23 protein-coding genes are annotated in these 26,752 nt (G+C 46.9%); 11 read left to right on the forward strand and 12 right to left on the reverse strand.

The window, feature by feature from the left end; all coding sequences use genetic code 11:
* Positions 1–135: 135 nt before the first annotated feature.
* From NSQ20_RS02050 to NSQ20_RS02060, 3 genes are read left to right on the forward strand one after another with little or no spacing between them, the layout of a single operon-like run.
* Entirely contained in the window at positions 136–1,050 is a 915-nt protein-coding gene (locus NSQ20_RS02050) for a sugar ABC transporter permease (RefSeq protein ID WP_340031712.1), read from the forward strand.
* On the forward strand, positions 1,034–1,888 hold the full coding sequence (locus tag NSQ20_RS02055; RefSeq protein WP_340031714.1) for a carbohydrate ABC transporter permease: 855 nt from the start codon (positions 1,034–1,036) through the stop codon (positions 1,886–1,888). Before NSQ20_RS02050 ends, NSQ20_RS02055 begins: the two co-directional genes overlap by 17 nt.
* 58 nt (positions 1,889–1,946) lie before the next feature.
* A complete protein-coding gene (locus NSQ20_RS02060; RefSeq protein WP_076319622.1) occupies positions 1,947–3,284 on the forward strand; it encodes an FAD-dependent oxidoreductase in 1,338 nt (445 codons plus the stop codon).
* 524 nt (positions 3,285–3,808) lie between these two features.
* On the opposite strand, the gene NSQ20_RS02065 is transcribed toward NSQ20_RS02060, so the two are convergent.
* The 4 genes from NSQ20_RS02065 to NSQ20_RS02080 all read right to left on the reverse strand — a co-directional run bounded on the left by NSQ20_RS02065 (position 3,809) and on the right by NSQ20_RS02080 (position 7,105).
* A complete protein-coding gene (locus NSQ20_RS02065) occupies positions 3,809–4,459 on the reverse strand; it encodes an amino acid ABC transporter permease (RefSeq protein WP_036673117.1) in 651 nt (216 codons plus the stop codon).
* A gap of 222 nt (positions 4,460–4,681) precedes the next feature.
* The gene (locus NSQ20_RS02070; protein ID WP_076253897.1) at positions 4,682–5,404 is read right to left on the reverse strand and encodes an amino acid ABC transporter permease; all 723 of its coding nucleotides are present in this window, start codon (positions 5,402–5,404) and stop codon (positions 4,682–4,684) included.
* A 101-nt stretch (positions 5,405–5,505) separates the two neighbouring features.
* Positions 5,506–6,336: a transporter substrate-binding domain-containing protein gene (locus tag NSQ20_RS02075; RefSeq protein ID WP_036673119.1), complete on the reverse strand. Its 831-nt coding sequence runs from the start codon at positions 6,334–6,336 to the stop codon at positions 5,506–5,508.
* Positions 6,337–6,376: 40 nt separating this feature from the next.
* Positions 6,377–7,105, reverse strand: coding sequence for an amino acid ABC transporter ATP-binding protein (locus NSQ20_RS02080; RefSeq protein WP_051449904.1), 729 nt, complete (start codon positions 7,103–7,105; stop codon positions 6,377–6,379).
* A 480-nt stretch (positions 7,106–7,585) separates the two neighbouring features.
* Between NSQ20_RS02080 and NSQ20_RS02085 the strand changes: the two genes are divergently transcribed.
* On the forward strand, positions 7,586–9,199 hold the full coding sequence (locus tag NSQ20_RS02085; RefSeq protein ID WP_340031715.1) for a glycoside hydrolase family 28 protein: 1,614 nt from the start codon (positions 7,586–7,588) through the stop codon (positions 9,197–9,199).
* Between the two features lie 150 nt (positions 9,200–9,349).
* On the opposite strand, the gene NSQ20_RS02090 is transcribed toward NSQ20_RS02085, so the two are convergent.
* Positions 9,350–10,201, reverse strand: a complete 852-nt coding sequence (locus NSQ20_RS02090; protein WP_036616653.1) for an AraC family transcriptional regulator — start codon at positions 10,199–10,201, stop codon at positions 9,350–9,352.
* Between the two features lie 257 nt (positions 10,202–10,458).
* Between NSQ20_RS02090 and NSQ20_RS02095 the strand changes: the two genes are divergently transcribed.
* Entirely contained in the window at positions 10,459–10,920 is a 462-nt protein-coding gene (locus tag NSQ20_RS02095; protein ID WP_017691032.1) for a cupin domain-containing protein, read from the forward strand.
* Positions 10,921–11,063: 143 nt separating this feature from the next.
* On the opposite strand, the gene NSQ20_RS02100 is transcribed toward NSQ20_RS02095, so the two are convergent.
* From NSQ20_RS02100 to NSQ20_RS02110, 3 genes are all read right to left on the reverse strand, one after another.
* Complete coding sequence (locus tag NSQ20_RS02100) at positions 11,064–11,915, reverse strand: hypothetical protein (protein WP_340031716.1); 852 nt, start codon at positions 11,913–11,915, stop codon at positions 11,064–11,066.
* Positions 11,912–12,430: a sigma-70 family RNA polymerase sigma factor gene (locus tag NSQ20_RS02105; protein ID WP_340031717.1), complete on the reverse strand. Its 519-nt coding sequence runs from the start codon at positions 12,428–12,430 to the stop codon at positions 11,912–11,914. Before NSQ20_RS02105 ends, NSQ20_RS02100 begins: the two co-directional genes overlap by 4 nt.
* Before the next feature lie 274 nt (positions 12,431–12,704).
* On the reverse strand, positions 12,705–13,532 hold the full coding sequence (locus NSQ20_RS02110) for an aldo/keto reductase (protein WP_036616658.1): 828 nt from the start codon (positions 13,530–13,532) through the stop codon (positions 12,705–12,707).
* A gap of 333 nt (positions 13,533–13,865) precedes the next feature.
* Here NSQ20_RS02110 and NSQ20_RS02115 point away from each other — a divergent pair, with 333 nt between their 5' ends.
* The gene (locus NSQ20_RS02115; protein ID WP_036616660.1) at positions 13,866–15,122 is read left to right on the forward strand and encodes a DUF445 domain-containing protein; all 1,257 of its coding nucleotides are present in this window, start codon (positions 13,866–13,868) and stop codon (positions 15,120–15,122) included.
* An 84-nt stretch (positions 15,123–15,206) separates the two neighbouring features.
* On the opposite strand, the gene NSQ20_RS02120 is transcribed toward NSQ20_RS02115, so the two are convergent.
* The 4 genes from NSQ20_RS02120 to NSQ20_RS02135 are packed head-to-tail and all read right to left on the reverse strand — an operon-like array spanning position 15,207 to position 18,000.
* The gene (locus NSQ20_RS02120) at positions 15,207–15,560 is read right to left on the reverse strand and encodes a YxeA family protein (protein WP_036616662.1); all 354 of its coding nucleotides are present in this window, start codon (positions 15,558–15,560) and stop codon (positions 15,207–15,209) included.
* A 29-nt stretch (positions 15,561–15,589) separates the two neighbouring features.
* Positions 15,590–16,321 (reverse strand): ABC transporter permease, encoded by a 732-nt coding sequence (locus NSQ20_RS02125; RefSeq protein ID WP_036616664.1) that lies wholly within the window; start codon positions 16,319–16,321, stop codon positions 15,590–15,592.
* 12 nt (positions 16,322–16,333) lie between these two features.
* Positions 16,334–17,083, reverse strand: coding sequence for an ABC transporter permease (locus NSQ20_RS02130; protein WP_036616666.1), 750 nt, complete (start codon positions 17,081–17,083; stop codon positions 16,334–16,336).
* On the reverse strand, positions 17,083–18,000 hold the full coding sequence (locus tag NSQ20_RS02135) for an ABC transporter ATP-binding protein (RefSeq protein WP_036616824.1): 918 nt from the start codon (positions 17,998–18,000) through the stop codon (positions 17,083–17,085). Before NSQ20_RS02135 ends, NSQ20_RS02130 begins: the two co-directional genes overlap by 1 nt.
* A 156-nt stretch (positions 18,001–18,156) precedes the next feature.
* On the opposite strand from NSQ20_RS02135, the gene NSQ20_RS02140 reads away from it, so the two are divergent.
* From NSQ20_RS02140 to NSQ20_RS02160, 5 genes are all read left to right on the forward strand, one after another.
* Entirely contained in the window at positions 18,157–18,870 is a 714-nt protein-coding gene (locus NSQ20_RS02140; RefSeq protein WP_036616668.1) for a response regulator transcription factor, read from the forward strand.
* Entirely contained in the window at positions 18,870–20,252 is a 1,383-nt protein-coding gene (locus NSQ20_RS02145; protein WP_036616670.1) for a HAMP domain-containing sensor histidine kinase, read from the forward strand. Before NSQ20_RS02140 ends, NSQ20_RS02145 begins: the two co-directional genes overlap by 1 nt.
* Positions 20,253–20,528: 276 nt before the next feature.
* The gene (locus NSQ20_RS02150; RefSeq protein ID WP_036616672.1) at positions 20,529–20,711 is read left to right on the forward strand and encodes a type A2 lanthipeptide; all 183 of its coding nucleotides are present in this window, start codon (positions 20,529–20,531) and stop codon (positions 20,709–20,711) included.
* Positions 20,712–20,815: 104 nt separating this feature from the next.
* Entirely contained in the window at positions 20,816–24,226 is a 3,411-nt protein-coding gene (locus NSQ20_RS02155) for a type 2 lanthipeptide synthetase LanM family protein (protein ID WP_036616674.1), read from the forward strand.
* A complete protein-coding gene (locus NSQ20_RS02160; RefSeq protein ID WP_051447441.1) occupies positions 24,219–26,435 on the forward strand; it encodes a peptidase domain-containing ABC transporter in 2,217 nt (738 codons plus the stop codon). Before NSQ20_RS02155 ends, NSQ20_RS02160 begins: the two co-directional genes overlap by 8 nt.
* Positions 26,436–26,752: the final 317 nt, after the last annotated feature.

Here is a 26,752-nt window from a genome sequence, read left to right on the forward strand (position 1 = left end):
GGATAAAGGCGACCACTTCGCTTCTTCAGGTTTTTTCTGTCCTCTACGTTCTTGTGTAAATGTATAGTTCACCTTATATAGAATCGTCACAGAGTTCAGCTTCGGAGGAAATTTTATTAAAAGGGGGAGGCCTGATTGACCCATTCACGTAAGCGCAAAAGAGGGGGGCCGCTCGCCAGAGAGGCCCAGATCGCAGGTTGGCTGTTTGTATCGCCGATGGTGCTTGGGTTTACCCTGCTGCTGTTATTTCCCATGGGTCTCGCGTTATACATGAGCCTGACCGATTGGCCGCTGCTGGGGGATCATCATTTTATTGGATTGGAGAATTACCAGAATATTATGACAGACGCGATGTTCTGGAAAGTGCTTGCCAATACGGTTTATTTCACAGCAGGGCTGGTGCCGCTTAATATTGTGCTCGCCCTGCTGCTCGCGTTGTTGCTGTCCAGAAATCTGCGGGGTATCGGAATTTTCCGAACCGCCATCTTTGTTCCGGTCATGACCTCGTTGATCGTATGGGCCATCGTGTGGAAGCTGATGTATGCGACAGAGTCGGGATTGATTAATCAGCTTCTGTTGATGCTGGGCATCAAGGGTCCGGCCTGGCTTTACAATCAGGATCTGGCAATGCCAGCGATTATCGTGACAAGTGTGCTGAAAAATGTCGGTCTGAACATGGTGCTGTTCATAGCAGCCATTCAGCAGGTACCGCGTTCGCTGTACGAAGCGGCAACATTAGACGGGGCGGGCAAGAGGGGAACCTTCTTTCACGTCACACTGCCCATGATCACGCCAACCGTGTTTTTGACCGTAGTCATGACTGTGATTGGTTCACTCAAAGTATTCGGGCAGATCTATGTGATGACACAGGGCGGGCCGAGCAACAGTACAAAGGTATTGGTTTATTATATCTGGGAAAAAGCATTCAAATTATTTCAGTTTGGCTATGCTTCTGCTCTGGCATATGTACTGTTCTTTATCGTGCTAATTCTGACGCTGCTGCAATGGCAGCTCCGAAAGAGGTGGGTATTCAATGAAGGCGATGCCTAGTCCTTCGGGGCGGAAGATAGGAAGTACTCTGGGGACGTATTTGTTGCTGACTCTGATTTCCCTCATTATGATTGTGCCATTTATCTGGATGATATCGACATCGTTCAAGGAACCCCAGAGCATATTCACCTATCCACCGCAGTGGATACCGGAATCATTCCGATTTCAGAACTATATCGATGTCTTTCGATTGATTCCGTTTCACCGTTTTTATTGGAACAGTATCTATATTTCTGCGTTGGTTGTGCTAGGAACAGTATTTTTTGCTTCCCTCGCCGGTTACGCATTCGCCAAAATTCCGTTTAAAGGACGTAATGTGGTATTTCTCATCCTGCTGAGTGCGATGATGATTCCCCATGAGGTGACGGCGATTCCGATGTTTCTGTTCATGCGGCAGCTGGGGTGGATTGATACCCATCTTCCGCTAATATTATTGCCGATCTTTGGCGCGGGTGGTGTATTTGGCATCTTTGTGATGCGGCAGTTCTTCATTACGGTGCCAACCGAGCTGGAGGAAGCGGCGATGATGGACGGCTGCAACCGATTCCGGATATATGCGCGAATTATGCTGCCCATTGCCAAGCCGGGTATGGCTACGCTGACAATCTTTACGTTTGTGACGATCTGGAATGAGTTTTTTGATCCGTTGATCTTCATTAACTCGCGTGATCTAATGACGCTTCCGCTTGGATTATCCCTGTTTACAGATGAAGTGGGTACAGCCTGGCAATATCTGATGAGCGCCACCGTCATGGCAACCTTGCCACTGTTAATTGTTTTTTTCTTGGCACAGCGGCGCTTTATTGAGGGGGTTGCCATGACGGGACTGAAAGAGTAAGCCGTGTAATACGTGCAATAGAACGAAGGAGGGACAACATTTGCGTGAACGGATAAGCATGAAAAAGGAAGAAGCAGATGTCGTTATTGTGGGAGGGGGCCCTGCGGGTATAGCGGCAGCCATTGCGGCTGGACGACTGGGTATACGAACAGTGTTGGTGGAGCGATATGGATTCGTGGGCGGGATGTCAACCGCCGCTATGGTCTATCCCTGGATGACTTTCCATACGGAGCGCGGTGAGCAGGTTATTAAAGGTATTGCGCAGGAGATTGTAGATCGTTTGCAGGCACGTGGCGGCTCTCCGGGGCATCTGCGCGATACGGTTGGATTTGTTCATACCGTCACGCCGTACCATCCAGCCATCTTTCAGGTGGTTGCAGCAGAGATGTTACAGGAGGCAGGTGTCCGGCTGTTATTGCACAGCTTTGTGGACGAGGTGGTCGTTGTAGAGGATCGGGTGGAAGCGGTGCGAGTGACCAACAAGTCTGGAAGAAAGGAGTTCCAGGCGAACGTATTCGTAGATGCAAGCGGGGATGCGGATCTGGCTTATCTTGCGGGTGCTTCCGTGGTAAAGGGACGAGACGGCGACCATCAGTCCCAGCCGATGACCATGAAATTCCGTATGCGTGGTGTGGATCTTGGACGAGTGAAACAATACATGCTGGAGCACCCGGAGGATTTCTATGTGAAAACTCCCTTTGCTGAACTGGACAGCATTCCGTTAACCGGGGTGAGTGGTTTCTATTCCCAGTGGAAAAAAGCAGGTGTGCCGATTAATCGCGACCAGGTGTTGTTTTTTACCGGACCGGCAGAGGATGAAGTGCTGATTAATTGTACCCGGGTACAGGGACTTGATGCGACAGATGCCGAGGATCTGACCTCTGCGGAACAGGAAGGCCGGAAGCAGGTGCTGATGATCGCTGAGTTTTTGCAGCGTGATGTGCCTGGATTCGAACGGGCTTCGATATCGGCAGTAGCACCGCAGATTGGTATCCGTGAATCGAGACGGATTATAGGTCATTACGCATTGACCAAGGCTGATGTGGTTGCAGGACAAAAATTTGAAGATGTGATTGCCAGAAGTGGTTATCCGATTGATATTCATGACCCTTCGGGTCAAGGCGTTGTGGCTGCCTTTATAGAGGGAGATGGAGCATATGATATTCCGTATCGCTGTCTGATCTCTCGAAATATCCGCAATCTGCTGGCGGCAGGACGCTGCATCTCCACCACACATGAGGCGCATGCAACGACAAGGTTGACTCCAAGCTGTATGGCTACCGGGGAGGCGGCAGGGACAGCGGCTGCACTAACAGTGAAGATGAAGCTGGACCCGGTGGAACTGCCGATCGCGCTGTTACAGGCGGAATTACGTCACAACGGAGCGGCGATCTAGCGGATGATCTGATTGTGGACGAATTGGGCGAATTGGGTGAATCATTAATAGTGGGAGTGGGTGTTTATTTAATTCGCGGTGGTGGCGTAAGTTTTAACGAACCTGAGGCGTCTAATTCGGGAATATAAGCTGAAATGAAAAATGTAACGAATCTCAGTGAAGCTATTTTACTCAAAACCCTGTAATAGGGGGTAAAAGCGGGGTGAATCGGAAGAATAGAGCGTCTACGATTCGTTAGATTAGGAAATGTCCCGAAAAAGGCTAAATAAGCTTCCCTCAGTTCGTTAGAAATGCGTGGGAAGCTCGTGAATTGATGAGCATAAATGTAGCCCCAAAGACTCCAAATCGACTGCATAGGTGGGTTTGGAGCCTTTGGGGCGCTTTCATTTTTTTCATCTATTAGGTTCTTTCCTTCAAGTTCATTTCTTCATATCTGATCAATCATGGGGTCTCGGTTCCGTCATGCTCCTTCATGTTTCGTATTATCTCATGCCTTATTCTCAGCGCTTCATTCATTCAGTCATTCAATTCATCCGTGCCTCAAGTCGTCTTGCGACAATGGACAACGCGTAGTTGATGACAAAATACAATACGGCTGCGAGCAGCAGGGCCGGGATAATGTAATCAAAACTTTGACCGCCAAGGATCTGCACGTTGTGCATCAGCTCCGGCAGAGAGATGATGATCGCCAGTGAAGTATCCTTCAGGAGTGAGATGAACTGGCTGACCATCGGCGGAGACATGCGGCGTAGCGCCTGTGGCATGATGATGCCACCGAGAGTCTGCATGTAGCTCAGGCCCGAGGAGCGGGCAGCTTCCACCTGACCGCGCTCAACAGACTTCAGACCGCTACGGACGATCTCGGCGATCATCGCGCCTTCAAACAGACTAAGTCCAACAACTGTGGACCAGAAGACGGACATTTTAATCCCGAGCTGCGGAAGTACCATGTGGATGAAGAAAATGATGAGCAGCAGCGGCAGATTCCGGATCGTATCCACGATCACTGCGACGATCTGTGACAGAACAGGGATACGGGTAAATCGGATCGTACCCAGCACAGTGCCAAGCACAAAGCTGAATATAATGGATAGCCCTGCTACCTGCAGGGTAATCAGGAATCCATGAAGCAGGAAACGAAGGTTGGGCCACGCATAGGCCCCGCTAAAGTCCATATTTTATTAGCCTCCTTCTGTGTGCAGGAATGGAATATCGAAGATCAATAGATGGGGCATGGACTGTGTATAAAACAACTCAAGCACCGTAGCAGTGAATTACAATATGCACTGTGACATGATCACCAATGCCAGCAAAACACAGACGATCCAGTACTCATTTAAACCACATGGACAAGCCAATATATCTCCCTAAAATCTGCGCAGGTACAAGTCAATCTGTTACATGGTGACCTGACCTGTCGGTTTGTTCTTTTTCGGTTTGCCTTTGGTGCTGCGCGCTTCTGCATCGCTCTGTCCAAACCTGCGCTCCATATAATGCACCAGGAAGCTGAGTGGTAGTGTCAGCACCAGATAGAACAGCGCAACAATGGTGTACACACTTAGCGGCTGGAACGTATCCGAGTTAACCAGGTCGGCAAAATACATAAGATCCATACCAGCGACAACGGCAAGAATGGATGAGTTTTTGACCAAATTGATGAACTGATTGCCGATGGACGGCAGTACAATCTTGATGGCCTGGGGCAGAATGATCAGGTTCATGGCCTGTACATAGGACAAACCTGAAGACCTTGCTGCTTCCAGTTGTCCACGCGGCACGGTCTGAATGCCCGCTCGGATTGCTTCGGCAATGAAAGCGGCGGTGTAGATTGTCAAACCCAGAGTACCGGAGACAAATCCATCCAGCGAGATGCCTAGTGCAGGCAGTCCAAGATAGAAGAAAAACACAACCAGTAACAATGGGATGTTTCGGATAAATTCCACAAAAGCCGTGCCGATCCAGTTCAGCGGTTTCACAGGGGATATCCGAAAGATAGCCAGGATCGCGCCAAGGATAAAGCTGCCAATGAGAGCCATAATGCTCACTTGAATCGTATTCAGGAATCCTTCCAGAAAACGATCCGAGTGTCGCATTAGTACGCTGAAATCCAATGTGCCCATATAGGCGAAGCCTCCGTTCTCCAGATGTAGAAACGGCGATTACGTCTGCTCATGCTTCGCATCCAGCAGACGAATTCGCCGCTTACCTATCTTAATTCGGGTTACTCGGGCTTCGCGCCCAGCCATTTCTCATGTAAAGTGTCATATTCCCCACTGTCTTTCATGCTTTTGAGCAGCGCGTTGACTTCCTCCACGAAGGCAGTGTCACCTTTGCGAATGGCCATACCATAAGGTTCGCTTGTGAAATTGCCACCAACCAATTGGAAGCTGTTATCCGTCTGTTGCATACCGATGAGGATGATGTTATCTGTGGTCAGCGCTTCGCCTTTACCTGCTTTGAGAGCAGTGAATGCATCCTGATAGTTATCGAATTCAAGCACCTCAGCATCCGGGGCTTTCTCGCGAATATTCTGAGCGGATGTGGAGCCTTTCACCGCGAGTACTTTTACCCCGCTGAGGCTTTCCAGGCCGGTAATCGCACTGTCGTTTTTCACCAGCAGGGATTGGCCTGCCTCGAAATAAACATCACTGAAATCTACTTGTTCCTTACGCTCATCCGTAATTGTCATCGTGGCGATGATGATGTCGATGTCTCCATTTTGCAGCATGGGAATACGCGTCTTGGAAGTGACCTCTTTCAGTTCGACCTTGGTCTCATCTCCAAGGATCTGTTTGGCGAGTGCTTTGGCGATATCAATATCGAATCCTTCAACGTTGCCACTTGCAGGATCTTTCAAGCCAAACAGCTTCGTATCGTATTTCACACCGGCGATGAGCTTGCCACGTTCCTTAATCCGCTCAATCGTGCCTTTCGCCTCGGCGTCACCACCACCGCTCGCTGAAGGTGTATCTGTACCTGTACTACAACCTGACAATACAAGGGAGAGAATGAGGACAAGCATAAATGATGGCCATTTCAATAATTTCTTCATGAATAAAAGACCCCTTTCAAAATGGAATAGTGGATTATTCTCAATGATGAATCAGACGGCTCAGGAATTGCTGTGCTCGTTCTTCTCTGGGGTTGTCAAAAAATTCTGCAGCGTTGGCCTCTTCAACAATTCGGCCTTCGTCCATGAAGATGACCCGGTCCGCAACTTCGCGGGCGAATCCCATCTCATGGGTAACAACGACCATGGTCATGCCATTATGGGCAAGGGAACGCATGACATCGAGGACTTCCCCGATCATCTCGGGATCGAGAGCAGAGGTAGGTTCGTCAAAAAGCATGATTTTGGGCTCCATGGCGAGTCCTCTGGCGATGGCTACCCGTTGCTGCTGTCCACCGGACAACTGGGAGGGATAACTGTCTGCTTTGTCGGCAATGCCCACCCGGGTCAGATACTTCATTGCTGTTGCGGCTGCCTGTTCTTTGGGTTGTTTACGCACCTTCATGGGTGCAAGGGTAATGTTATCGATGACTTTTTTGTGAGGATAAAGATTGAAGTGTTGAAATACCATGCCGATGTCACGGCGGAAGAGGTTAATGTCCACCTTTTTCTGATGTAGAGGAATCCCACTGACGACAAGTTCACCTTCGGTAATGGTCTCCAGGCGGTTAATACAGCGGAGTAACGTGCTTTTGCCGGAGCCGGAAGGTCCGATAATGACGACGACTTCTCCTTCTTCAATGTGAAGATGGATATCCTTGAGGACATGAAAATGACCGAAATGTTTCTGGACACCCCTAAATTCAATCAAGAGTACACCCCATCCTTTCTGCAACGTCTGTGTGTAAAAGGAATAATAAGGAATAAATTGAAACTAGTTATTTAATCATACATAGTCATCCTGCTTATGGCAATTGGTTTGTGATAAAACATGACATAAGTAATGGGTTCCCTAGGGCTATAGCCAGAAAATATGTTATATATCTGTCATGTTATTAAACTCCTTGTGACGAATCCTGACAGAAAAATGAATCTATTCTCCTAGTTGCTTTCCAACCTTTGGAATAGTTGTATAGAGTATACTGAAAGTGATGTTTGATTTATGACTCTGATTAACAAAACAAATAGCATCAAGTTCCACGTGTACATGGCAAGAAAGCTCAACCCTACACGTCATGCCATTGATATGATGGAGCGAGAGAGCGTCCGTTTGAACGTAAGTAAGGAAAGTAAAAGCGATGTATTGACCCTATAACAATTCCATTACATGTAGAGAGGATGATTCTGCACGATGAATACATATCACTCCCCAATGTCGACAGGAGCAAGTGCCCAGTCCGATGTTCGAGCTTATGAAGCCAATTTGCCTGTCATTCCTGTACAGGATTTTCAGCTTACAGACTATGGAGCTGTTGGAGACGGCGTAACAGATAATACGGAGATGTTCCGACTTGCCATCGCTTCATGTGCTGAAGCAGGAGGTGGGAGAATCGTAATTCCTGCCGGGGTATGGCTCACAGGTCCGATTGTAATGCGCAGCCGGATCGAACTACATGTGGAAGAAGGGGCACTGGTTACGTTTAGCCGAGATTTTGATCAATACCCATTAATTGCATCAAGCTTCGAAGGCTGGCAGGTGGTACGTTGCCAATCCCCGATCGATGGTGATCAACTGGAGGATATTGCGATTACTGGTGAGGGGATATGGGATGGTGGCGGGGAAGCGTGGCGCCCGGTGAAACGCTCCAAAATGACCACTTCACAATGGAACCAATTGGTCGCTTCCGGTGGTGTTGTAGAGCAATCCGGCGGAGATGAAGAAATCTGGTGGCCTACCACAGCTGCACTTGAGGGCGGCACAATTGCAAATCGATTGCATCAGGAGCAGGTACGTGATGTCGCTGCCTATGAAGAAGTCAGAGACTTTTTACGCCCCAACATGGTAAGTTTGCGCAGATGCAAACGGGTATTGCTGGACGGTCCAACGTTCCAGAACTCGCCTGCATGGAATCTCCATCCCTGGGCGTCTGAGCATGTCACCATTCGTAACGTGAGTGTGCGGAATCCGTGGTTTTCTCAGAATGGAGATGGGCTGGACGTTGAATCCTGCCGTCATGTGGTGGTGGAGAAGAGTGTATTCGATGTCGGTGATGATGCAATCTGTCTGAAATCAGGCAAGGATGCCGAAGGCCGTGAACTGGGTCTTCCATCGGAGTACATCACCATTCGGGATTGCACGGTGTATCACGGTCATGGCGGGTTTGTAATTGGCAGTGAAATGTCCGGTGGAGTGCGGCATGTGCGTGTGTCGGATTGTACGTTTATCGGAACGGACATTGGACTTCGCTTCAAAAGCGCACGTGGGCGCGGCGGAGTGGTTGAGGACATTCAGATTGAGCGCATATATATGAAAGATATCATTATGGAAGCGATCTCGTTTTCCTTTTTCTATGCAAATCAGGAAGGGTCTGCCCGGGGCAGTGATCTATCTCAGGAGATTAGCGAAGAGACGCCAGTGTTCCGAGATATTCGAATATCGGATGTGGTCTGTGCGGGTGCCGACACTGCGTTGCTTGTGAGTGGATTGCCGGAACAGCCTTTGGATGGGGTGATCATCCAGCGTTACAACGTGCAAGCTCGCAGTGGTATCCAATGTGCTCATGCGAAACATCTGCATATCGCTGAATTGCAAGCGCAGATCACCGAAGGTCCATTGGTTCATTTGCACCAGTGCAAAGGGGCGGAGCTAGAGAGCATTCAGGGAAAAGGTGCGGATGGCCGACTTCTGATGGTGACCGGACACGAGTCCGCAGGCATTGTATGTCGTGAAGGCGATGCAGACACAGACGGTCGTCAGATCTCTGTGGGTCCCGAGGTACGAAGTGGTGTGATCATTCGCAGATAAAAAGTATGTAGTAGGGTTATACAATTTGGTCCAATTCAGCCGTAGTGGTGCAGCCATGATCCAGTAATCGTGATGCCTTTTGATATAAGGAATGCGTAATCTCTGGAGCGAGGCTACCCACTCGGCTTTTATATGAAGTTATCTGATGATCTACCGGTGTTCCTTACGATAGCGCAGCGGTGTTGTACCGGTAACCTGTTTGAATGTTTTGTTAAAATGAGCCGTATGTTCAAATCCTACCTTCTCAGCGATCATCTGGACACGCTCTTGTGTGGACAGTAATCTTCGTTGTGCTTCCCGGACACGAACAACCCGCAAATATTCGCTAAATCGAAACCCGGTAAACCGGCTGAACATTCGGCTCAGATAGGATGGACTGATATAAAAACGATTGGCCGCACCCTCCAGTGTAAGTGGTTCGGTATAGTTTTTATTCACATAAGTGACAATTTCACTGATTTTGTCCTGCATTGGATGCAAGGGACCGGGGCATGACTGCCGGATGTCCTCCTCTACCCGATGAATACGGATCAAAAGTTGGGCAAGCAGACTTCTTACGGCGATCTCATAGTGAGGGCGTCGCTCTTTGCATTCTTGCAGCATCTGCCACAATATACGCTCCATCTCGGGCTGTTCCGCTTCAGGCAGGCGAAGGAGTCTTGAACAATTAAAAGGCAACAGACCACATATGCCAAGTTCCATCCCCGTTGCAAAAGCAGGAGAAAAACCGATTAATATCCGTTCGAAGCCGGGAATACTTCCTTTGGAGGTGGTATGTACATCGTGTGGATTAATCAGAATAAAATCACCCTTGCGGGCGGACAGAATCTGACCATTCATGGAATACACTCGTTCACCTTCAAGTAAGTAATACAGTTCGTAGAATGGATGAGCGTGAGGTTGTGGCATACCATTCCCATCATGTCTGCGCATATGTTCAATGGTAAATGAATGTTCACCGATTCGGTATTTGGGTCCAATCCGGTCCTCTATGAGACTCATGGTACAGCTCCCCTCTGCTTCACGGATTAACAACGATATCCATATCATAACGGAACATCCATCTTTTTGTAAACGCTATCATTGGAAATGAAATATTTCTTTAATCCTATCGTTAAATACCGAGAGAATGAATTCGGCATGGTACTTATGTGCTGTCAAGGTGACAAAACTTGAATGATGTTTTAGAGTAGGGGGAGAGAGGCGAAACTCTGGTTAAGGAGTGCCTTCAATATGATTTGGAAGGAAGGAAACAGGTTATGACGACACATGAATTATCGCCATTGGTTGCTGCGCTCAATATGCAACCTCACGTTGAAGGCGGTTGGTATAAGGAAGAATGGAAGGCGTCTTATCAGATTCCACAGTCCGTTCTGCCGGATACATACTCCGGTCCACGATTCTCGGCAAGTTCCACGTATTTCCTGCTACACGCACATGAAATCTCCGAGTGGCATACGGTTCTGTCCGATGAACTTTGGCTGTGGCACAGCGGCAGTCCAGTTGAACTGAAGCTGGGTGGCAATGGGGAGAACCCGGAGAACGAGGAAGTTCTTGTTCTGGGGATGGATATTGCTGCGGGGCAATCACCACAGGTGCTCGTTCCTGCCGGCGTATGGCAGACAGCGCGTCCGCTGGGCGATGAGCCTGTACTGGTAACTTGCGTAGTAGCGCCAGGTTTCCACTTTGATGATTTCAAGCTGGTATCCAAAAGCGAATAGGTTTTAATATGTGAAAATCCCGATCCGAGATGCTCAGTGCATCCGAATCGGGATTTTTTTGGTATTAAATATGCTGAGGTCTATGCCCAGTTCAGGGATGTAGGATTCCCTTTTGGATCAGCATCACTTTTGGCAATAACTAATCACTTCGGATTCTCGTTACTCATCCAGCTGTCCACATAAAACTCCTCATGATAATCCGGTTGTTGAGCGAGTTCTTTGAGCTTCTGTTCAGCTTCTTCAGCGGTAAGATATTCTCCAATAACTGCTGTAAACTCACCAGTGGACGTTTTGAGGAAAGAGATGTCCTCATCCGGATAGGATTCTTTAATTATACCCATCGATTCTCCAAAAGGCATTGATTCTGTGCGGAGAGAGTATACCTTCCGAGGTGTGACCGGTTTGCCGTCGGAAGTCAATTTCACTTCCAGGTATCCAGGGTTCTTGAATTCCGTTACGGCATACTGTACCCCTTCTTTTAAAACAACTACGAATCCGACGGAAGAGTCGTCTAAAATCATGGAACCATAAACATCTTTCACTAAAGGCTGGGTCATGAAGTCGGCTTTGACTTTCTTTATATCCATGTAACGTGCACCGCTAAAAGTGAAGAGGATACGATTCGGTGCTTCTTTGTGTACCACATTATAATGGGGTGCATCATTAGTCTGAGCATGCTCGTCGGTGCTGAAATTGATTTTAAGCGTATTTTCGGTTGCCTCCGATCCCACAGTTACTCCATCTGTAACTTTGCCTCCATCGCCAAATTGCAACACCTGAACAATAGAGCCAACCACAGGTATTTTGGACATGGCGTTTGCTACGGAAGGGATGTTCACCACGAAGAGAAAAGCAGCACATGCCGCTATGACTGAGGCATAACGAATCATTCGAGATGAATTCTTGCGAGCAGTGGCTCTTTTCTGTGCATGATGAATAACGTCAGTAAGTTGAGCAGGGATTTCAATATTTTCGTAACGATCTTTTCCTGTCATACGTTCTCAACCTCTCCTTCAATTAAATCCATTTTTAATTTGTTGATAATCCGATAGAATTTTGACTTAACGGTATTCTCCGACAGGGAGAGCACTTCAGCGATCTCCCGGAAACGCATATTACCAAAGAACTTTAATATAATATAGGCTCTATCTTCGGGCACGAGTCGATCCAGCGCGTCATATAGATCCATTTTTTCTTCCAGTGACGCCCCTCGCTCTGGAGCCACAAACTCCTGCACATGATCCTCCATATAGGTCACTCGCTGGTTGCGTCGAATATGGTCTATCGCTGTGTTAATTACAATTCGTGACATCCAGGAATCAAAATAAGTCATGGACTCCATCTTTCCATAAGCGATGAACCCTTTATAGACCGCTTCGGATACGATATCCAGCGCTTCTTGTTCATTTTTAACATAGCAGTATGCCAGTCGATATAATTTATTTTGAATCTCTGTTATTTTTTCGCTGAACTGTTCTTCTTTTGTCTTTCTATGGTTCAGTCTAATCACTCCTGATCCCCCCTGATCAACCTAAATATTCAAGTCACCGCTCGTTCCAGGCCTGGATTCTATATAAGTGCTTGAGTTCGCTTGACACTCGTTAGACTGGTGAGGAGAAGAAATAGTTCTAAACGGTCAAAAAAACTTTTTTCTTTCGGTCCTGAACAGGATAACGAGCCTCGCCTCCATTCTTAACAACGAATAGATTGCCTATAACATCACATACCAAAACACCCGCTCTTCTAAGATCGAAGGCGGGTGTAATCGAATTCATCTGCTTATATTAGAAGTTAAAGTTGTCTGGATCAGAACCAAATCGTTTATTCTCGTTCAGACTGTTAATCTGCTCTATTTCTTCCGAAGTTAACTCAAAATCATAGAGATCAGCATTCGCGTGAATACGCTCAGGCGTAACGGATTTCGGTATGGTCACGATGCCGTTCTGCAGATCCCAGCGCAGAATTACTTGTGCGGGGGACTTGCTGTATTTGGCGGCGATATCCTTAAGCAACGGATGATCCATCAGATGACCTTGTCCGAGCGGAGACCAGGCTTCGATCTGAATCTGATGTTTGTTGCAGTACTCACGAAGCTCTGACTGAATCAATAGTGGGTGAAGCTCCACCTGATTAACTGCTGGTTTGATCGTGGCATCGATCATCAAGTCTTCCAGATGGTGAATCTGGAAGTTGCTCACACCGATCGCGCGGATGCGTCCTTCTTTATGGAGTTTCTCCAGCGCTCGCCATGTGTCTTTGTACTTGCCCTTAACCGGCCAGTGGATAAGATAGAGATCCAGGTACTCCAGTTCGAGTCGTTCCATGCTTGCTTCGAAGGCAGCCAGCGTGGATTCATATCCCTGATCACTATTCCATACTTTAGTGGTAATGAACAGATCCTCACGAGCTACTCCAGATTCACGAATACCCTGAGCGACACCTGTTTCGTTGTTATACGCTTTGGCTGTGTCGATGCTGCGATAACCAGCTTGAATGGCTGTTTTGACAGCATGAACGACTTCGTCTCCGTCTTTAACTTTGAATACCCCAAAACCCAGCCATGGCATTTTGACTCCGTTATAGAGCGTGGTTGTGTCCTGCACGTGTTTCATGGTCCGAAATTCCTCCTCTTATTGATTCATTGTTCCACTATGTAATTACCCTGCTGTTCAGCAGCCAATCGATATCGAAGGGCCGTCTTGATTGATTATACTAAAATCTTCCTGGTCTTGGTAAAGGGAGTGATCCATTTTACGAAGTAAACGCCGCTATTATCCTTTTTCTTCAACCAGAGGTTTGGTTTTGACGCTTGTGGGTGATAAGATGAAGTATACGAAATATGGAAGCCAAGACTTTGTAATTGGAGAGTTTACATAAGAACAGACGAAGTACGGAATCGGGTACAGACCAGACCGTACGACTAACGATAAAGGAGTAAGAATACAATGGCTAAACCTAAACAAACCAAAAAAGCAGCAGCCTGGTCTCTCGTGGTAATGGGAGCAGGATTTGCTGCATCCTTGCCGTTCCAGGGCGTCCCTGTGGGCAAGTTGCTGGTAGGATCATTTGAAGCGGGACTCGTGGGTGGACTTGCGGACTGGTTCGCCGTTACCGCATTATTCCGTCACCCGCTCGGCATTCCAATTCCACACACGGCATTGCTGCCGAAAAATCGCGATAAAATGACGGAAGGTCTGGTCTCCGCAGTAGAGAATAACTTGCTCAACAAAGACAGCATTACCGAGAAAATTGCAGATTTCAAAGCAGCAGAAACGGTACTTGATACGTTGACACGTGAGCTTCACAGTGACGGGATCAAGATCATGATTGATACGCTCTGCAAGCGAATTCTGGCTGGTCTGCCGTTAGAGCAGATTGCTCCGCTCGTAGCACGTGAGATCAAGTCACAAGCGGGCGCCTTTGATCTGGGTCCGATTCTGGAACGGGCTGCCCACCAGATGACAGAGCGGGGTTACGACGCCAAAGCGCTGGACTATGGACTGAAGCAAGCCGAGGAGTGGCTGGTTAAACCCGAGACGATCATGTTTTTGGGTGAAAGCGGCATGAAAGCCATCAGCGGCATTCAGATGAACGGATTGATGCAGTTTGCGATGAATGCGTTCCTGGGTTATATGAACGAGGAGCGTCTGGGTGGCATTTTACAAGGATATCTCTTCGATCGGGTAGAGGATATGAAACGTGAAGGCAGTGCTCTAAGATACAAGGTGCTTGATATGGTACGTACCCAGACGGTGCGTTTGGCAATGAGTGAGGCTATGCAAGATGGAATCAACAGCTGGAAGAACAATATGTTGGAGGGCTGGAACGCAGAGGAAACGGTGCTGAACAAACTCACCGAACTGAGAGACAAGGCGCTCGCTGCGATGGAAGATGGACAGTATGTAGATACGTATGCACTGCCTGCCATTGAGCGGGTACTGGTTGATCTGCGGGCAGATGACGAGTTGATGACAGGTATGAATGCCAAGATCGTAAATGGCGTCACAACACTGCTGGAGAAAAATCATTCCAAAATCGGTAAACTGGTACGCGAAAATGTGGACAAAATGGACAATGCCACTTTGGTTTCGATGATTGAGGATAAGGTTGGACAGGATCTGCAATGGATTCGGATCAACGGAGCCGTTACCGGATTTGTTATCGGGATTGCGCTGACTGCGCTACAGATGGCATTAGCATAACCTAAAAGAGCCACCCTTGAAGTAATAGGGCAAGGCTCTTTTTGTTATGCAAATATCAATGGAGATATAGATACGCATCTTTTTCTATTTAGAGGTTAACTGCTTGGCTTGCCCTGGCAGATCGTCCGCTGTGACCTCTTCCCAGTGTGTAACACCACGCAGCGTGGATACATATAGTTTCAGATAGGCCCCATTTTTGAGTAGCTTACTGGTGGAGAAGCTAAGTGTTTTGGATTTTCCTTCGTCTGTATAGCCGATCAGTTCATAAGCATATCTGCCATTGTCATCCTTGTTGACTGTAGTCTGATTCACAGTGGTATAGTAGGTTGTTTTGCCGGCAGGGTTATCGGGAGTCAATTTAGCAGGGTCCATGAAGAAGAGCCACAGGCAAGTCAGAATAACGAGTACCAATGCGAGAATAGTGAATGCTTTTTTCATGTTCTTGTCCTCCTTTAATCTCGGTAAATTTAGGACGATGCGATGTCTTTATATTTCAGGCGGCGGATCGACCAGGTAGCAAACAGAAGGATAAAGAGACTGTTCATGAAAAGAAAAACGATATTCTCCGAGGATGTCAGTCCCTTTTGACTCAGAACGCCCATGCCTATAGTTAACAAGGAGTAGGGGAATAACATGCCGATTTTCAGCACATACATGCCTAGTCCCAGAAAGACTGCACAAAGGCTGATGCCAATTGGCGTCGCAAAGCTTCTTATCCGGATCGACAACCCTAGTTGCAGTGCAGCAATAGAGATAGCGGCAAACCATCCTCGCAGGCTCCATACGACGGTCTCCATCGGGAACGGACCCGGAATGACGAACAGTTTGCCTGCTGCCCAGTACATGAGCATGAAGAAGGCTTGAGCCGAGAAGATCAATATGCCAACAATGACCAACTTGGCAACAAATAGGCTGGTGACTGACACTGGAGAAGCCAGAATCATATTCCAGTTGCGATTGCTGTGTTCCAGGCGGCATACAAAGGCACAACAGATAGCGATCAGGATGGGCAGGAAGAATTCTCCGTAAAACAAACTGACCTGTGTCCACAGGCTGTACCACCCGTTTTGTAAAGCCGCTTGATTAAAATAAAAGTTAAAGCATCCGATAAGCAGACTGATAATAGGCAGAATGGCCAGTACCAGGCTGATCCGGGAATGCCGAAGTTTAAGCCATTCTGCGGAAATGCTCCTCAGCATGTGTTCCCCTCCTCAAATCTCTTGTCTTGAAGCATGAATATTCCCTGCAAAATAGAAGATGGCAGCCATCAACAAGGCGGCTAAGAAAAGACCGACAGGCAGCATACCCGATACATAGGTACCCGAAGATGCGCTGTAAATATAAGTGACTGGATTCAGATCCATGTAGTAAGACCAGATGAAAAGGTGACGTACACCTGCTGGAAACAACCCCGATGTTGTTCCGATGAATCCGCCCAGCATACCCAGACATAACGCAAAAGCCTGATTGCGTACTGTAAGAGACAACCATTGCTGAAGAGCGGTGATGGCGAGTGTAGTTAGCATTGTGCCTATAGCGAACTGCCCAAGCAGGGAAAGTGGCAGCGGACCGGAAATATTTTTGGATAAACCGAAACCGACAATGAACACAGCTTGCGCAAGGATACCATAAAGGATCAGGCTGTTCGCACATATGTATTTGGCTGTGTAGACATGATTACGTCCGGTGTTGGTCGTCATTAGCATCTTCCAGGTGTTCCCCTTATGCTCCATATCACAGATGCGGGATACAACGATAGCCGATATAATGGGCAGAAACAGACCGTTCATGGAAGCGATGCTGAAGATCAAGGCTTCCCAGCTCGCATTGGCTGCACTTCGGGAGATGGAGATACTCATGGACATGGAGGCCCAGATCATCTCAGCGGCCAGAAAAAGAGATAGCATGACCCAGATCTTTTTGCGGCGGATTTTAAAATACTCTAAGGATAGAGCTTTCATTACAGGCTCCGCTCCTTTCCGGTCAGATCCAGGAATATACCTTCCAGACTTTTCTTGTATTCCTCGATACGAATCACAGGAATATCGTGTTGTACCAGCACCTTATTCATCTGCGAGACTTCTTCGTCACGAAGGTAGTCGAACACCAGTTGTTTGCCCTGGACTGTAGGCATGTAGCCTTGAGTCAAAAGGATTTTTTCCGCCCTTGCCGTATCCGTCGTCTGAAAACGTATGGTAGCCTTGTTATTGGCCTGAAGACTCTGCATGCTTCCCTGAAACAGAAGTTTGCCATCACTGATAATGCCGACTGAGGTAGCAATCTGTTCGATCTCTGATAACAGGTGGCTGGATAGCAGGACTGTTATGCCGTATTGACCTGGAAGGGACTTGATCAATTCCCTAATCTCACCGATCCCCGACGGATCAAGTCCGTTCGTAGGTTCATCCAGAATAAGCAGGCTTGGGAAGGCAAGCAGGGCCATGGCAATACCGAGTCTTTGCTTCATCCCCAGCGAATACTGATCGGCCTGTTTATGTTTTTGATTTTCAAGTCGAACAATTTTGAGAGCTTCATCAATATTTTTGTTCGGTACGTTCCGTAGTCGCTGCATGACTTTCATATTCTCAAGTCCAGTCAAGTGGCCGTAATAAGATGGAGATTCGATCAGTGAACCTGTCTGATTCAGAATGGAAGGGCGATGTTTATTCAGATCTTTGCCAAACACCTTTACAGTGCCTTCGGTAGGTTTGATCAAACCCAAAAGCATTTTTAATGTGGTTGTTTTGCCTGCTCCGTTCGGACCCAGGAAGCCAAAAATCTGTCCCGTCTCAACTGCCAGATTGACCTGATGTACGCGGTTAGTACCGCCATAAGATTTAGACAGGTTATGCGTTTCCACGATGGGGGAACTGTTTATCATTGATCTCAACTCCATTTCACTAATGTCTCTGTTGCTCTAAATATAGATCAGGCTTCTTGCTCGTAGCTGAAGATAACCTTACAATTACCTTAAATGGAAATGGAAAATATCGGATGATTGCCTTTATGATGTATAATAAAAAGGGTGATATCAATGGAATTATTGAAGAATAAGAAAATATTGATCGTAGATGATGAGCCCGAAATACGGGAAATGATTGAACGTTTTTTACGGAAAGAAGGTTTTTTCCGGATCTATACGGCTGGTAACTTCGTGAATGCCTTGGCGGTATGCAGACTTGAAAAGCCGGATGCAGCTATTCTGGATGTGATGCTTCCGGATGGAGATGGGTTCTCTCTGCTCTCTTCGATCCGGTCATTCTCGGACATGCCTGTTCTGTTCTTGTCTGCACGTGGTGAAGATGAGGATCGACTGCTCGGTCTGGGGCTTGGAGCAGATGATTATATGGTCAAGCCCTTTCTGCCAAGAGAGTTGATTCTCAGGCTGATGGCTATTCTGAAGCGGGTATATGCCTCCAATACGGTGGAGAGATTGCCTGTATTTCGTTTGGGTGGACAAACCATTGATCTGGAGAGCGCTGTTGTACAGAGGACAGACAGGGAGCTTCCATTGACAGCTAAGGAGCATGCCATACTGATCAAGTTGTATGAGAATCAGGGCCGAATTGTAACCAGTGATGCCCTGTGTCAAGCCGTCTGGGGAGACGAGAGTTATGGGTATGAGAATACCCTGATGGTGCATGTTCGGCGAATCCGGGAGAAGATTGAGGAAGATCCATCCAAACCGATATTTCTGCTGACGGTACGGGGACTTGGTTATAAATTGATGGTTCAGGAGTCTAGGTAATGGATGGCGTTGTTCGAATTCTAAGAAGGTTCGTCGGATCAACCATTCTGGTATCTGTGGTGCTATTACTATTCAATCTGATTCTGCTAGGTTCGCTGATCTTCAAGGAAATTCATGAAGGGCCTTCCCCTGGTGCGGTTGTGAAGCAGATGGCTAGTGGCCTGAGCAAGGGAGAGCAGGGGGAATATGCGCTGGACAGCGATGGAATGCAATTGCTGGATACATATCAGGCTTGGGCTATGCTGCTTGATCCCCAGGGCAAGGTACAGTGGAGCGAACAGCTTCCGGCTGAAATCCCGCGCTCTTATAACGTGACGGATGTTGCGAAGTTCTCCCGATATTATCTTATGGAATACCCAGTGTATGTGTGGGAGCGTAAAGACGGATTATTGGTCGTAGGCTACCCCAAGAATACGTACGGAAAATACCAGTTCGACTTTTTGGCAGAGTGGCTTAAGTCATTACCTGTTCGGATCATCCTATTATTGGTGTGTAATGTGGCTCTTGCTCTTCTGGTCTCCGTATTAATTGGAACACGGGTAATCCGTAGTATTCGACCGTTGATCAATGGCATTCATGCGCTGGCAAAGGAAGAGCCTGTTCATGTCGAGACCAAGGGTATATTTAATGATCTGTCTCAAAGCATCAATTCAACATCTCGCATGCTTCAGGATAAGGATGATGCTCTTAAAGCGAGAGATGAAGCTCGATCCAACTGGATCGCAGGCATTTCTCACGATATACGGACGCCATTGTCCATGATTCTGGGTTACGCGAGCGAGTTGGAAGAGCAAGTGGATTTGCCAGCTGAGCAAAAACAGCAGGCATCCATTATTCGTCGCCAGGGTGAACGTCTGCGGTCACTGGTCAGTGATCTGAATTTGGTGTCCATGCTGGAGTATGAGATGCAGCCCTTGCAGTTGAAGTCGATTCGACTCTCTGTTCTGGCAAGACAGGTCGTGTCAGATTTTTTGAACAATGGCCTGGATGAACGTTATCCGATCTCGCTTCATGTTCAGGACGAAAGTCTTCAGGTTATGGGGGATGAGCGATTACTGTATCGTGCAGTAACGAACCTGATACATAACAGTATCAGGCATAACCCGGATGGATGTGCAATTGTGCTGGAAACGAGCCGTTCAGCGGAGGATTTATGTTGTGAATTTGTGGTATCTGATGATGGGATAGGAATTCCAAAAGAGTATCTGGACGATGTGGTGGTACTCCCTTATGCCGCAGGACGTGTACGGCCCTCCCGCCAGGGACATGGCTTGGGGCTTCCAATGGTATCAAGGATTGCAAAGGCTCATCGGGGAAGGCTTATTCTCACGAGTGACAGTGGGGAAGGGTTTAGAGCTGTATTGCAGTTGCCTGCTACTTAGAAAAACACCTGCCTTGGACAGGTGTTTAAAACTTTATACATGTAACAACGAACTATCGCAATTTTGTCATCGTCATAGTAAAAGTAATGTTTCTTGTCAAAATGACGCGAAAATCCAAAGAATGGATTTACAAAAAATAGCAAATTGTGCTAGGATGAATATAGGAAATAATTACATAAATTAAATATTTTGGGATTGTAAAGACTTGAATTCAACCTTGGTGTTTAGCTTTTTTTAAGCTATACATATAAAAAAAATTGAATGGAGGTTTTTTCAATGAAACAATTCAATCTCGAAGCATTGGGAGCAATTGAGGACATCAGTGATGATGAGCTGATGGTCATTACAGGTGCGGTATCTGTAATTGATGTTGAAGCAAGCGGCGGTGTATTCTGTACGGTAAGTCATGAATGTCATTATAATTCGGTTTCACCTTCTTCTTGGCTGACTTGTTGTTAATTTTTACTCTTATCTTCGGGCACATAGCTGATTTCAGTTATGTGCTTGATTTTGTTATATGAGGTTTTGGGCACGAACCATCCAATAGAAGGGGAGATAAAACGATGAACATACAGGAGCGGTTACATGACTCCCGGTGGAGTTATGCACTCTACTTAACGGAGAAATACAAGCAGTTTGTGCAGCGATATGCTGCCCAAGTTCCCAATGATCTCTTATTTAGCGAGGAAATTGCTGTTGATATAAATGAAAAAAATATAACTGCTGACGTTCAGCATGGGGACATGCCTGTGGAGCACACTTCCGAGTCGGGAAGGATGCAGAAATGGCTTGAAAAGTTTTTTCAGGACCAGGAGCTATTGTCCAATCGCTTCCAGGCTGAATCCATGAATATGGAGACGGTGCAGGCTATGTTTAACGATACAGGCTTCATGTACGACTTTGTGCAGATGCCCTGGCATCAGGAACTCTGCAGCACATTTCTGGAGAATGAGCATTTGGAGATCGAATATTTTATTGAGGGGAATACGGAAGAAATCCCGTTCTTTGAGTTTTCTAGACCCTTCCTGCAACGATCCATTCAGATCATGACGGACGGCTTGAATGATGGATATGAATGGCTGGACAAACGACGTGTTACTGGGCTTGTTCTGAAGACCGTCTCGGATAAAGTGTTCCACATGTCTGCCAAGACACTAATCTATGAATTAAATAAAGCGAGATTGCAAGATGAATTGAGAGGTGAGGATTCCCGGCAGCGGTATCTGCACTTTGTGAACCAGAACATGCAGTCCAGGGATCAGATTCTCTCCTTACTACTGGAATATCCTGTTCTTGCACGAGGACTTGTCGAGCACACTCTTCGGATCAGTCTGAATATGATGCGTGTTCTGGAGCGGCTGACAAGAGATCGTCGTGAACTGGAATCTTTTTTTGATTTCAAGCTGGATAAGCTGGAGGATATCGTATTTCTCGGGGATTCCCATAACGGTGGAGCTAGTGTATTGCGGTTGGCATTTGCCGAAGGGGTCAATGTCATGTACAAACCTAGGAACATGGCCATCGACACCGCTTTTGCCAGTCTGTTGCAATGGTTTAACGATCAGCGAATAGGATTACCCTTCCGTATTGCCAAATCGCTGGATCGCGCCGAATATGGCTGGCAGCAATTCATTCCCTATGAGGAAGTCACCAGTCTGGAGGGAGCGGAACGCTTTTTTGAACGGCAGGGGCAGTATCTCGCTATTTTGTATGCCGTTAATGCAACAGACATGCATATGGAGAACATTGTTGCTCAGGGCGAGCATCCCTTCTTCGTCGATCTGGAATCACTGTTGCATAATCAACCTTTCAAATATGAGGAGGAGAAGGCACACTATACAGCGCTGGAGAAGACCCTTTCGATATTGAATGATTCCGTGTTAAAAACGAGCATGTTACCAACGTTGGATTCCAACGCTTTGTATCACAGTGATCTGAGCGGACTTGCAGGGGATGTGGATCAGGTACTCAATACGTATGAGATTCATGATAAAAACACCGATACCATGAGAATCCAACGAAGCAAGGTGAGTGTGAGTCGATTTAGTCATTTGCCTTCATATGAACATACACCCATTAAACCTGAGCGATATATCCAAAGTTTGAAGGAGGGTTTCTATCGCATATACAGTGCTATTATGGAGCAAAAGGAGTCATTTATCTCAACAGTCCGCAATGACTTCCATGGTTGTGCTGTACGTACCATTGTTCGTCCGACCGTTACCTATTTTACGCTGATTGAAGCCAGTTCCCATCCGAAATATCTCAGAGACGGGTTGGATAAGAATCTGTTGTTCGACATGATGTGGATGATTGTGCGGCAGGATCGTGATCGTGAAAAACTGGTGAGATATGAGTGCCATGATCTATTGCATGGCGATGTACCCATGTTCCAGACGTTTATCGGTGAGCAAATGTTGTTCCACCACTACGACAACCAAGCGATTGACGGCGTGTTTTCCTCCGATATTTTAACGCAGACCGCGGATAAAGTGCGGGCGATGAATCCCAAAGACATGGATATGCAATGGGAGTTTACCGAGCGTACAATCCAGACTAAATATGTCCTGGAACGCTCATTCGCCATGGAGAAAAGCACGGAAAGCGTCCGACCGGAAATATTGAATGAAACTCAAATACACATGACCAAAGAAGAATATTTGCAAGAAGCCGTGAGGATTGGGGAGTACATAAAAGATATTGCTATTATGGGAGATGAAGGTCTTTCGGTGTCATGGATCAGTATGGGTATGGATGCAGACGAGAAGCTGATCTACAAATCTTCCGAGTTGGGGTTATATAACGGGGTAACCGGTATTGCCTATTTCTATCTGTATCTGAGTCAGGAGACAGGTGACCACAAATATATGCAGATGGTTAATCTGTGCATTCAGACTGCCTGGGAAATGATTCGCAAAAACATCGACAAAAACATCTCATTGTTCACTGGCTACGGGTCGCTTCTCTATCTGCTGGTGCATAAAGCTAACGTATGTTCCGAGCCGGGGATCAACCCGGATACGCTGGAATTACTCGATATCTTGGACGATATGATTGATAGTGATCAGCAATTGGATGTGATCTCAGGTTGTGCGGGCACATTGATGGCATGTGTGGACATGTATACGAGCTTCCAATCGCAAAAAGCGCTGGATGTGGCCGTGCGATGCGCAGACCGATTGCTGGATCTTGCCCAGCCGATGGATCAAGGTATGGCTTGGGTGACGTCAGCGATCAATAAAACGCCACTTAGCGGTATTGCACATGGCAACGCAGGTATCTGTCTGAGTCTGGCTCGTCTATACAGTACTACAGGCAACAAAGCCTATCTTGAAACTTGTATGGAAGGACTGAAGTATGAGGAAGCCCTCTACAGCCCTGAAGTAAACAATTGGAAAGATCTGCGGTTCACCGATGGCAACATGCCGGAAGAACACTATGTTATGTACTGGTGTAATGGCGCACCCGGTCTAGGGATCGCCCGCGTAGGGATAGCGCAGCAATTGAGGTCATTGGGAGCTATGGATACGATAGAGACAGATATCCGCAGGGCGTTAGCCAAGACGATGGAAGAAGGGTTTACAGAAGTTAGCTATTCGCTCTGCCATGGGGATATGGGCAATCTCGAGCTGTTCCTTCTCGCAGCCGATTACTTGCAGGATGAAGAGTTGAAGGAGTTCTCGGTTCAGATGGCAAATTACATTGTGACACAGGTGAGACGTGATAACCATCATTGGAGATGCGGCATTCCGGGTCGTCAGCAAATCCCAGGACTGATGCTAGGGCTTGCAGGAATTGGATATCAATTGCTCCGACTGTACAATCGTGACCTGCCTTCAGTACTGATGATGGAAGGACCAAAGGGCAAGGGGATAAGGGATATGGCTCAGACATACGCTATGGAAACGGCGTCCGCTCAGCAGCAGATGACTACTATGGAGCAGTCATCCCATATGGGGCAGCATCATGCCTGAACGGCCTGTATTCCGTCTGCGCCGGAAGAGACAACGCAAAATCCCTGTCAAACTGCAAATGAATCAATATGATTGTGGTCCCAGTTGCTTGCACATGTTACTCGCATATCATGGCTATGAAGCTGATTTCACCGATCTGAGGGAACGTTTTGCAATGCTGGGAAACGGCAGGGATGGTAGCTCCATGCTCAAAATGAAAGAGGTTGCTCAGACCTATCACTTGAAAGGGATAGCCAAAAAAGCGCCTGTTGAATCACTTAACAATGATTTTCTGCCAGTCATTTGTTTCTGGGAGGACAATCATTTTGTCGTGCTTGAGCGGATCAAGACGAGTGGGCACTTCATTATTGTTGATCCGGCTTTGGGAAGGCTGGTTATCAGTACGCAGGAGTTTGCGGAGAAATATTCAGGTATTTTTTTGCTCGTATATCCGGATGAGGGCTTTGTACCCTTGTCCGAGAAAAAGATTAGTAAAGTGGCGTACTTCAAGGATTTGATTCGCAGTAACAAAAAATATTTTGGTTGGACCGTTCTACTTGCTCTGGGGCTGCAATTGGTTTCGGTGGCCTTTCCGTTCTTGATGCAGGTTTCGATTGATGCGGCCACTAGCGGTGAGGGCTACTCGTTATTTCCTGTCCTGATCACCAGCATTGTGCTGTTAACCCTATTTCAGATCGGTTTCAGTTATATGAAGGATATGTGCATCGTACGGCTTCAGGAATTGCTGGATTCCCAACTGACGACAAACTTTGTCTCTCATATGCTCAAACTGCCTTATCAATATTTTGAAATTCGTTCGCGCGGGGATTTGATGCTGCGGATTAATAGCAATACGACCATTCGAGAGATATTATCCCAGAAGATGATCTCTACGCTAATCAATCTATTTTTAATTGTTGTGACCTTCACGTATATTGTAATCCAGTCCCGTTTGATCGCTTTTACACTGCTTGGTGTTGGACTGGTTCAAATTCTTGTTTTTGTATACACACGTAGCAGATTCAAGAAACTGACACAGACCCAAATTGTTGCCCAAAGTTTGGCTGGATCATTCATGACGGAAGTGTTGGAAGGCATCTCGACCATCAAATCACTTGGGATTGAAGAGCGTACCGGGGAAAAATGGAGAGCACTATTCATGCGTCAGCTCGCAACGGTCAAGGAAAAAGCTATTTTTCAGACAAGAGTAAATACCGTGACGAATACGCTGAGTTTTATGACTCCGATGCTCATTCTGCTGGTGGGACTATATCAGATTATGCAGGGGAATATGACACTTGGTATGCTCGTTTCATTCCAGTCCCTGGCCGCGCTGTTTCTGGGGCCGCTGAACTCGCTTGCTTTGATGCTGAACGAGTTCGTGATGGCGGATGCGCTGCTGGATCGTATCTATGATGTCATTCAAGCCGAGGAAAGTAATAAATTCAAGAAGAAAACACCGACCCTCCGAGATGTAAAGCTGAATGGGGATATTACAATTGATCAGGTCAGTTTCAGGTATACCGACTACGGGGAAGATGTGCTGAAAAATATTAATATTACGATTAAAGCAGGGCAAAGGGTCGCTCTGGTTGGCAAATCAGGCTCAGGAAAGAGTACCTTGGCGAAATTGCTGGTAGGGCTGTATACGCCCACACAGGGTAATATCTATTTTGACGGCGTGGTTGTAGAAGAACTGGAGCAGCAGGATATTCGTAGCCAGATCAGTATCGTGCTTCAGGATAACTTTGTGTTTAACAACACCGTGTATGACAACATCAGGCTACATGCAGAGGGTTCAACGCTGGAGGATGTAATGTTCGCAGCGAAGCTGGCGGATATTCATGACGATATTGAGAAGATGCCAATGAAGTATAACACACTGATCTCTGAAGCGGGTTCGAATCTGTCTGGAGGGCAGAAGCAACGTGTCGCTCTCGCGCGAGCATTGGTAAGCAGACCCAAAGTTCTTCTGTTGGATGAGGCAACTAGTGCTTTGGATACTGTTACAGAAGCGACGATTGCCCATAATCTGAATATGTTGAAATGCACCCAGATTATCATTGCTCACAGACTCAGTACCATTCGAAGCGCGGACACCATATATGTACTGGATCAGGGTGTACTCGTGGATGCTGGAACACATGATGAATTGATTGGACGGTGTAAATCCTACAATGATCTCGTGTGTGAACAACTGGACGAAACCGGGGCCAGACAGTATGGATGAGGCTAGTGAGGATGATGTTGACGGAAGACAAAAGGCTTTCTTTTCTACACAATATGTGTTGAAGAGAATGCTTTTTTGTTATATATGGAAAATTCGAGAAGCTAAACTGATGCAAAATTCAGGAAATCGGGTAATATACACGCGAACACGCGTATGAATCATATTAGGAAGAAAGATACATAAAAACGATGCTCTCAGCCGATGTGGTCATGTTGATTTTGTACTATGATTCAGTTAACAGAAGCAGAAGGCATGGGTGAATGATCCTGATTCATTGGGTGCACATATACATTGAAATCATAAGAAGAAGGTGATTG

It is taken from the genome of Paenibacillus sp. FSL K6-1122 (genome assembly GCF_037977015.1).
GTDB lineage: Bacteria > Bacillota > Bacilli > Paenibacillales > Paenibacillaceae > Paenibacillus > Paenibacillus amylolyticus.

Bases quoted from the DNA above. Each gene is read 5' to 3' on its own strand.
- NSQ20_RS02070 (WP_076253897.1), bottom strand. From the start codon at position 5,404: ATGGGCACATTGGATTTCAGCGTACTAATGCGACACTCGGATCGTTTT.
- NSQ20_RS02155 (WP_036616674.1), top strand. From the start codon at position 20,816: ATGAACATACAGGAGCGGTTACATGACTCCCGGTGGAGTTATGCACTC.
- NSQ20_RS02110 (WP_036616658.1), bottom strand. From the start codon at position 13,532: ATGAAACACGTGCAGGACACAACCACGCTCTATAACGGAGTCAAAATG.
- NSQ20_RS02115 (WP_036616660.1), top strand. From the start codon at position 13,866: ATGGCTAAACCTAAACAAACCAAAAAAGCAGCAGCCTGGTCTCTCGTG.
- NSQ20_RS02160 (WP_051447441.1), top strand. From the start codon at position 24,219: ATGCCTGAACGGCCTGTATTCCGTCTGCGCCGGAAGAGACAACGCAAA.
- NSQ20_RS02145 (WP_036616670.1), top strand. From the start codon at position 18,870: ATGGATGGCGTTGTTCGAATTCTAAGAAGGTTCGTCGGATCAACCATT.
- NSQ20_RS02085 (WP_340031715.1), top strand. From the start codon at position 7,586: ATGAATACATATCACTCCCCAATGTCGACAGGAGCAAGTGCCCAGTCC.
- NSQ20_RS02130 (WP_036616666.1), bottom strand. From the start codon at position 17,083: ATGAAAGCTCTATCCTTAGAGTATTTTAAAATCCGCCGCAAAAAGATC.
- NSQ20_RS02150 (WP_036616672.1), top strand. From the start codon at position 20,529: ATGAAACAATTCAATCTCGAAGCATTGGGAGCAATTGAGGACATCAGT.
- NSQ20_RS02095 (WP_017691032.1), top strand. From the start codon at position 10,459: ATGACGACACATGAATTATCGCCATTGGTTGCTGCGCTCAATATGCAA.
- NSQ20_RS02060 (WP_076319622.1), top strand. From the start codon at position 1,947: ATGAAAAAGGAAGAAGCAGATGTCGTTATTGTGGGAGGGGGCCCTGCG.
- NSQ20_RS02065 (WP_036673117.1), bottom strand. From the start codon at position 4,459: ATGGACTTTAGCGGGGCCTATGCGTGGCCCAACCTTCGTTTCCTGCTT.
- NSQ20_RS02055 (WP_340031714.1), top strand. From the start codon at position 1,034: ATGAAGGCGATGCCTAGTCCTTCGGGGCGGAAGATAGGAAGTACTCTG.
- NSQ20_RS02125 (WP_036616664.1), bottom strand. From the start codon at position 16,321: ATGCTGAGGAGCATTTCCGCAGAATGGCTTAAACTTCGGCATTCCCGG.
- NSQ20_RS02140 (WP_036616668.1), top strand. From the start codon at position 18,157: ATGGAATTATTGAAGAATAAGAAAATATTGATCGTAGATGATGAGCCC.
- NSQ20_RS02090 (WP_036616653.1), bottom strand. From the start codon at position 10,201: ATGAGTCTCATAGAGGACCGGATTGGACCCAAATACCGAATCGGTGAA.
- NSQ20_RS02120 (WP_036616662.1), bottom strand. From the start codon at position 15,560: ATGAAAAAAGCATTCACTATTCTCGCATTGGTACTCGTTATTCTGACT.
- NSQ20_RS02100 (WP_340031716.1), bottom strand. From the start codon at position 11,915: ATGACAGGAAAAGATCGTTACGAAAATATTGAAATCCCTGCTCAACTT.
- NSQ20_RS02075 (WP_036673119.1), bottom strand. From the start codon at position 6,336: ATGAAGAAATTATTGAAATGGCCATCATTTATGCTTGTCCTCATTCTC.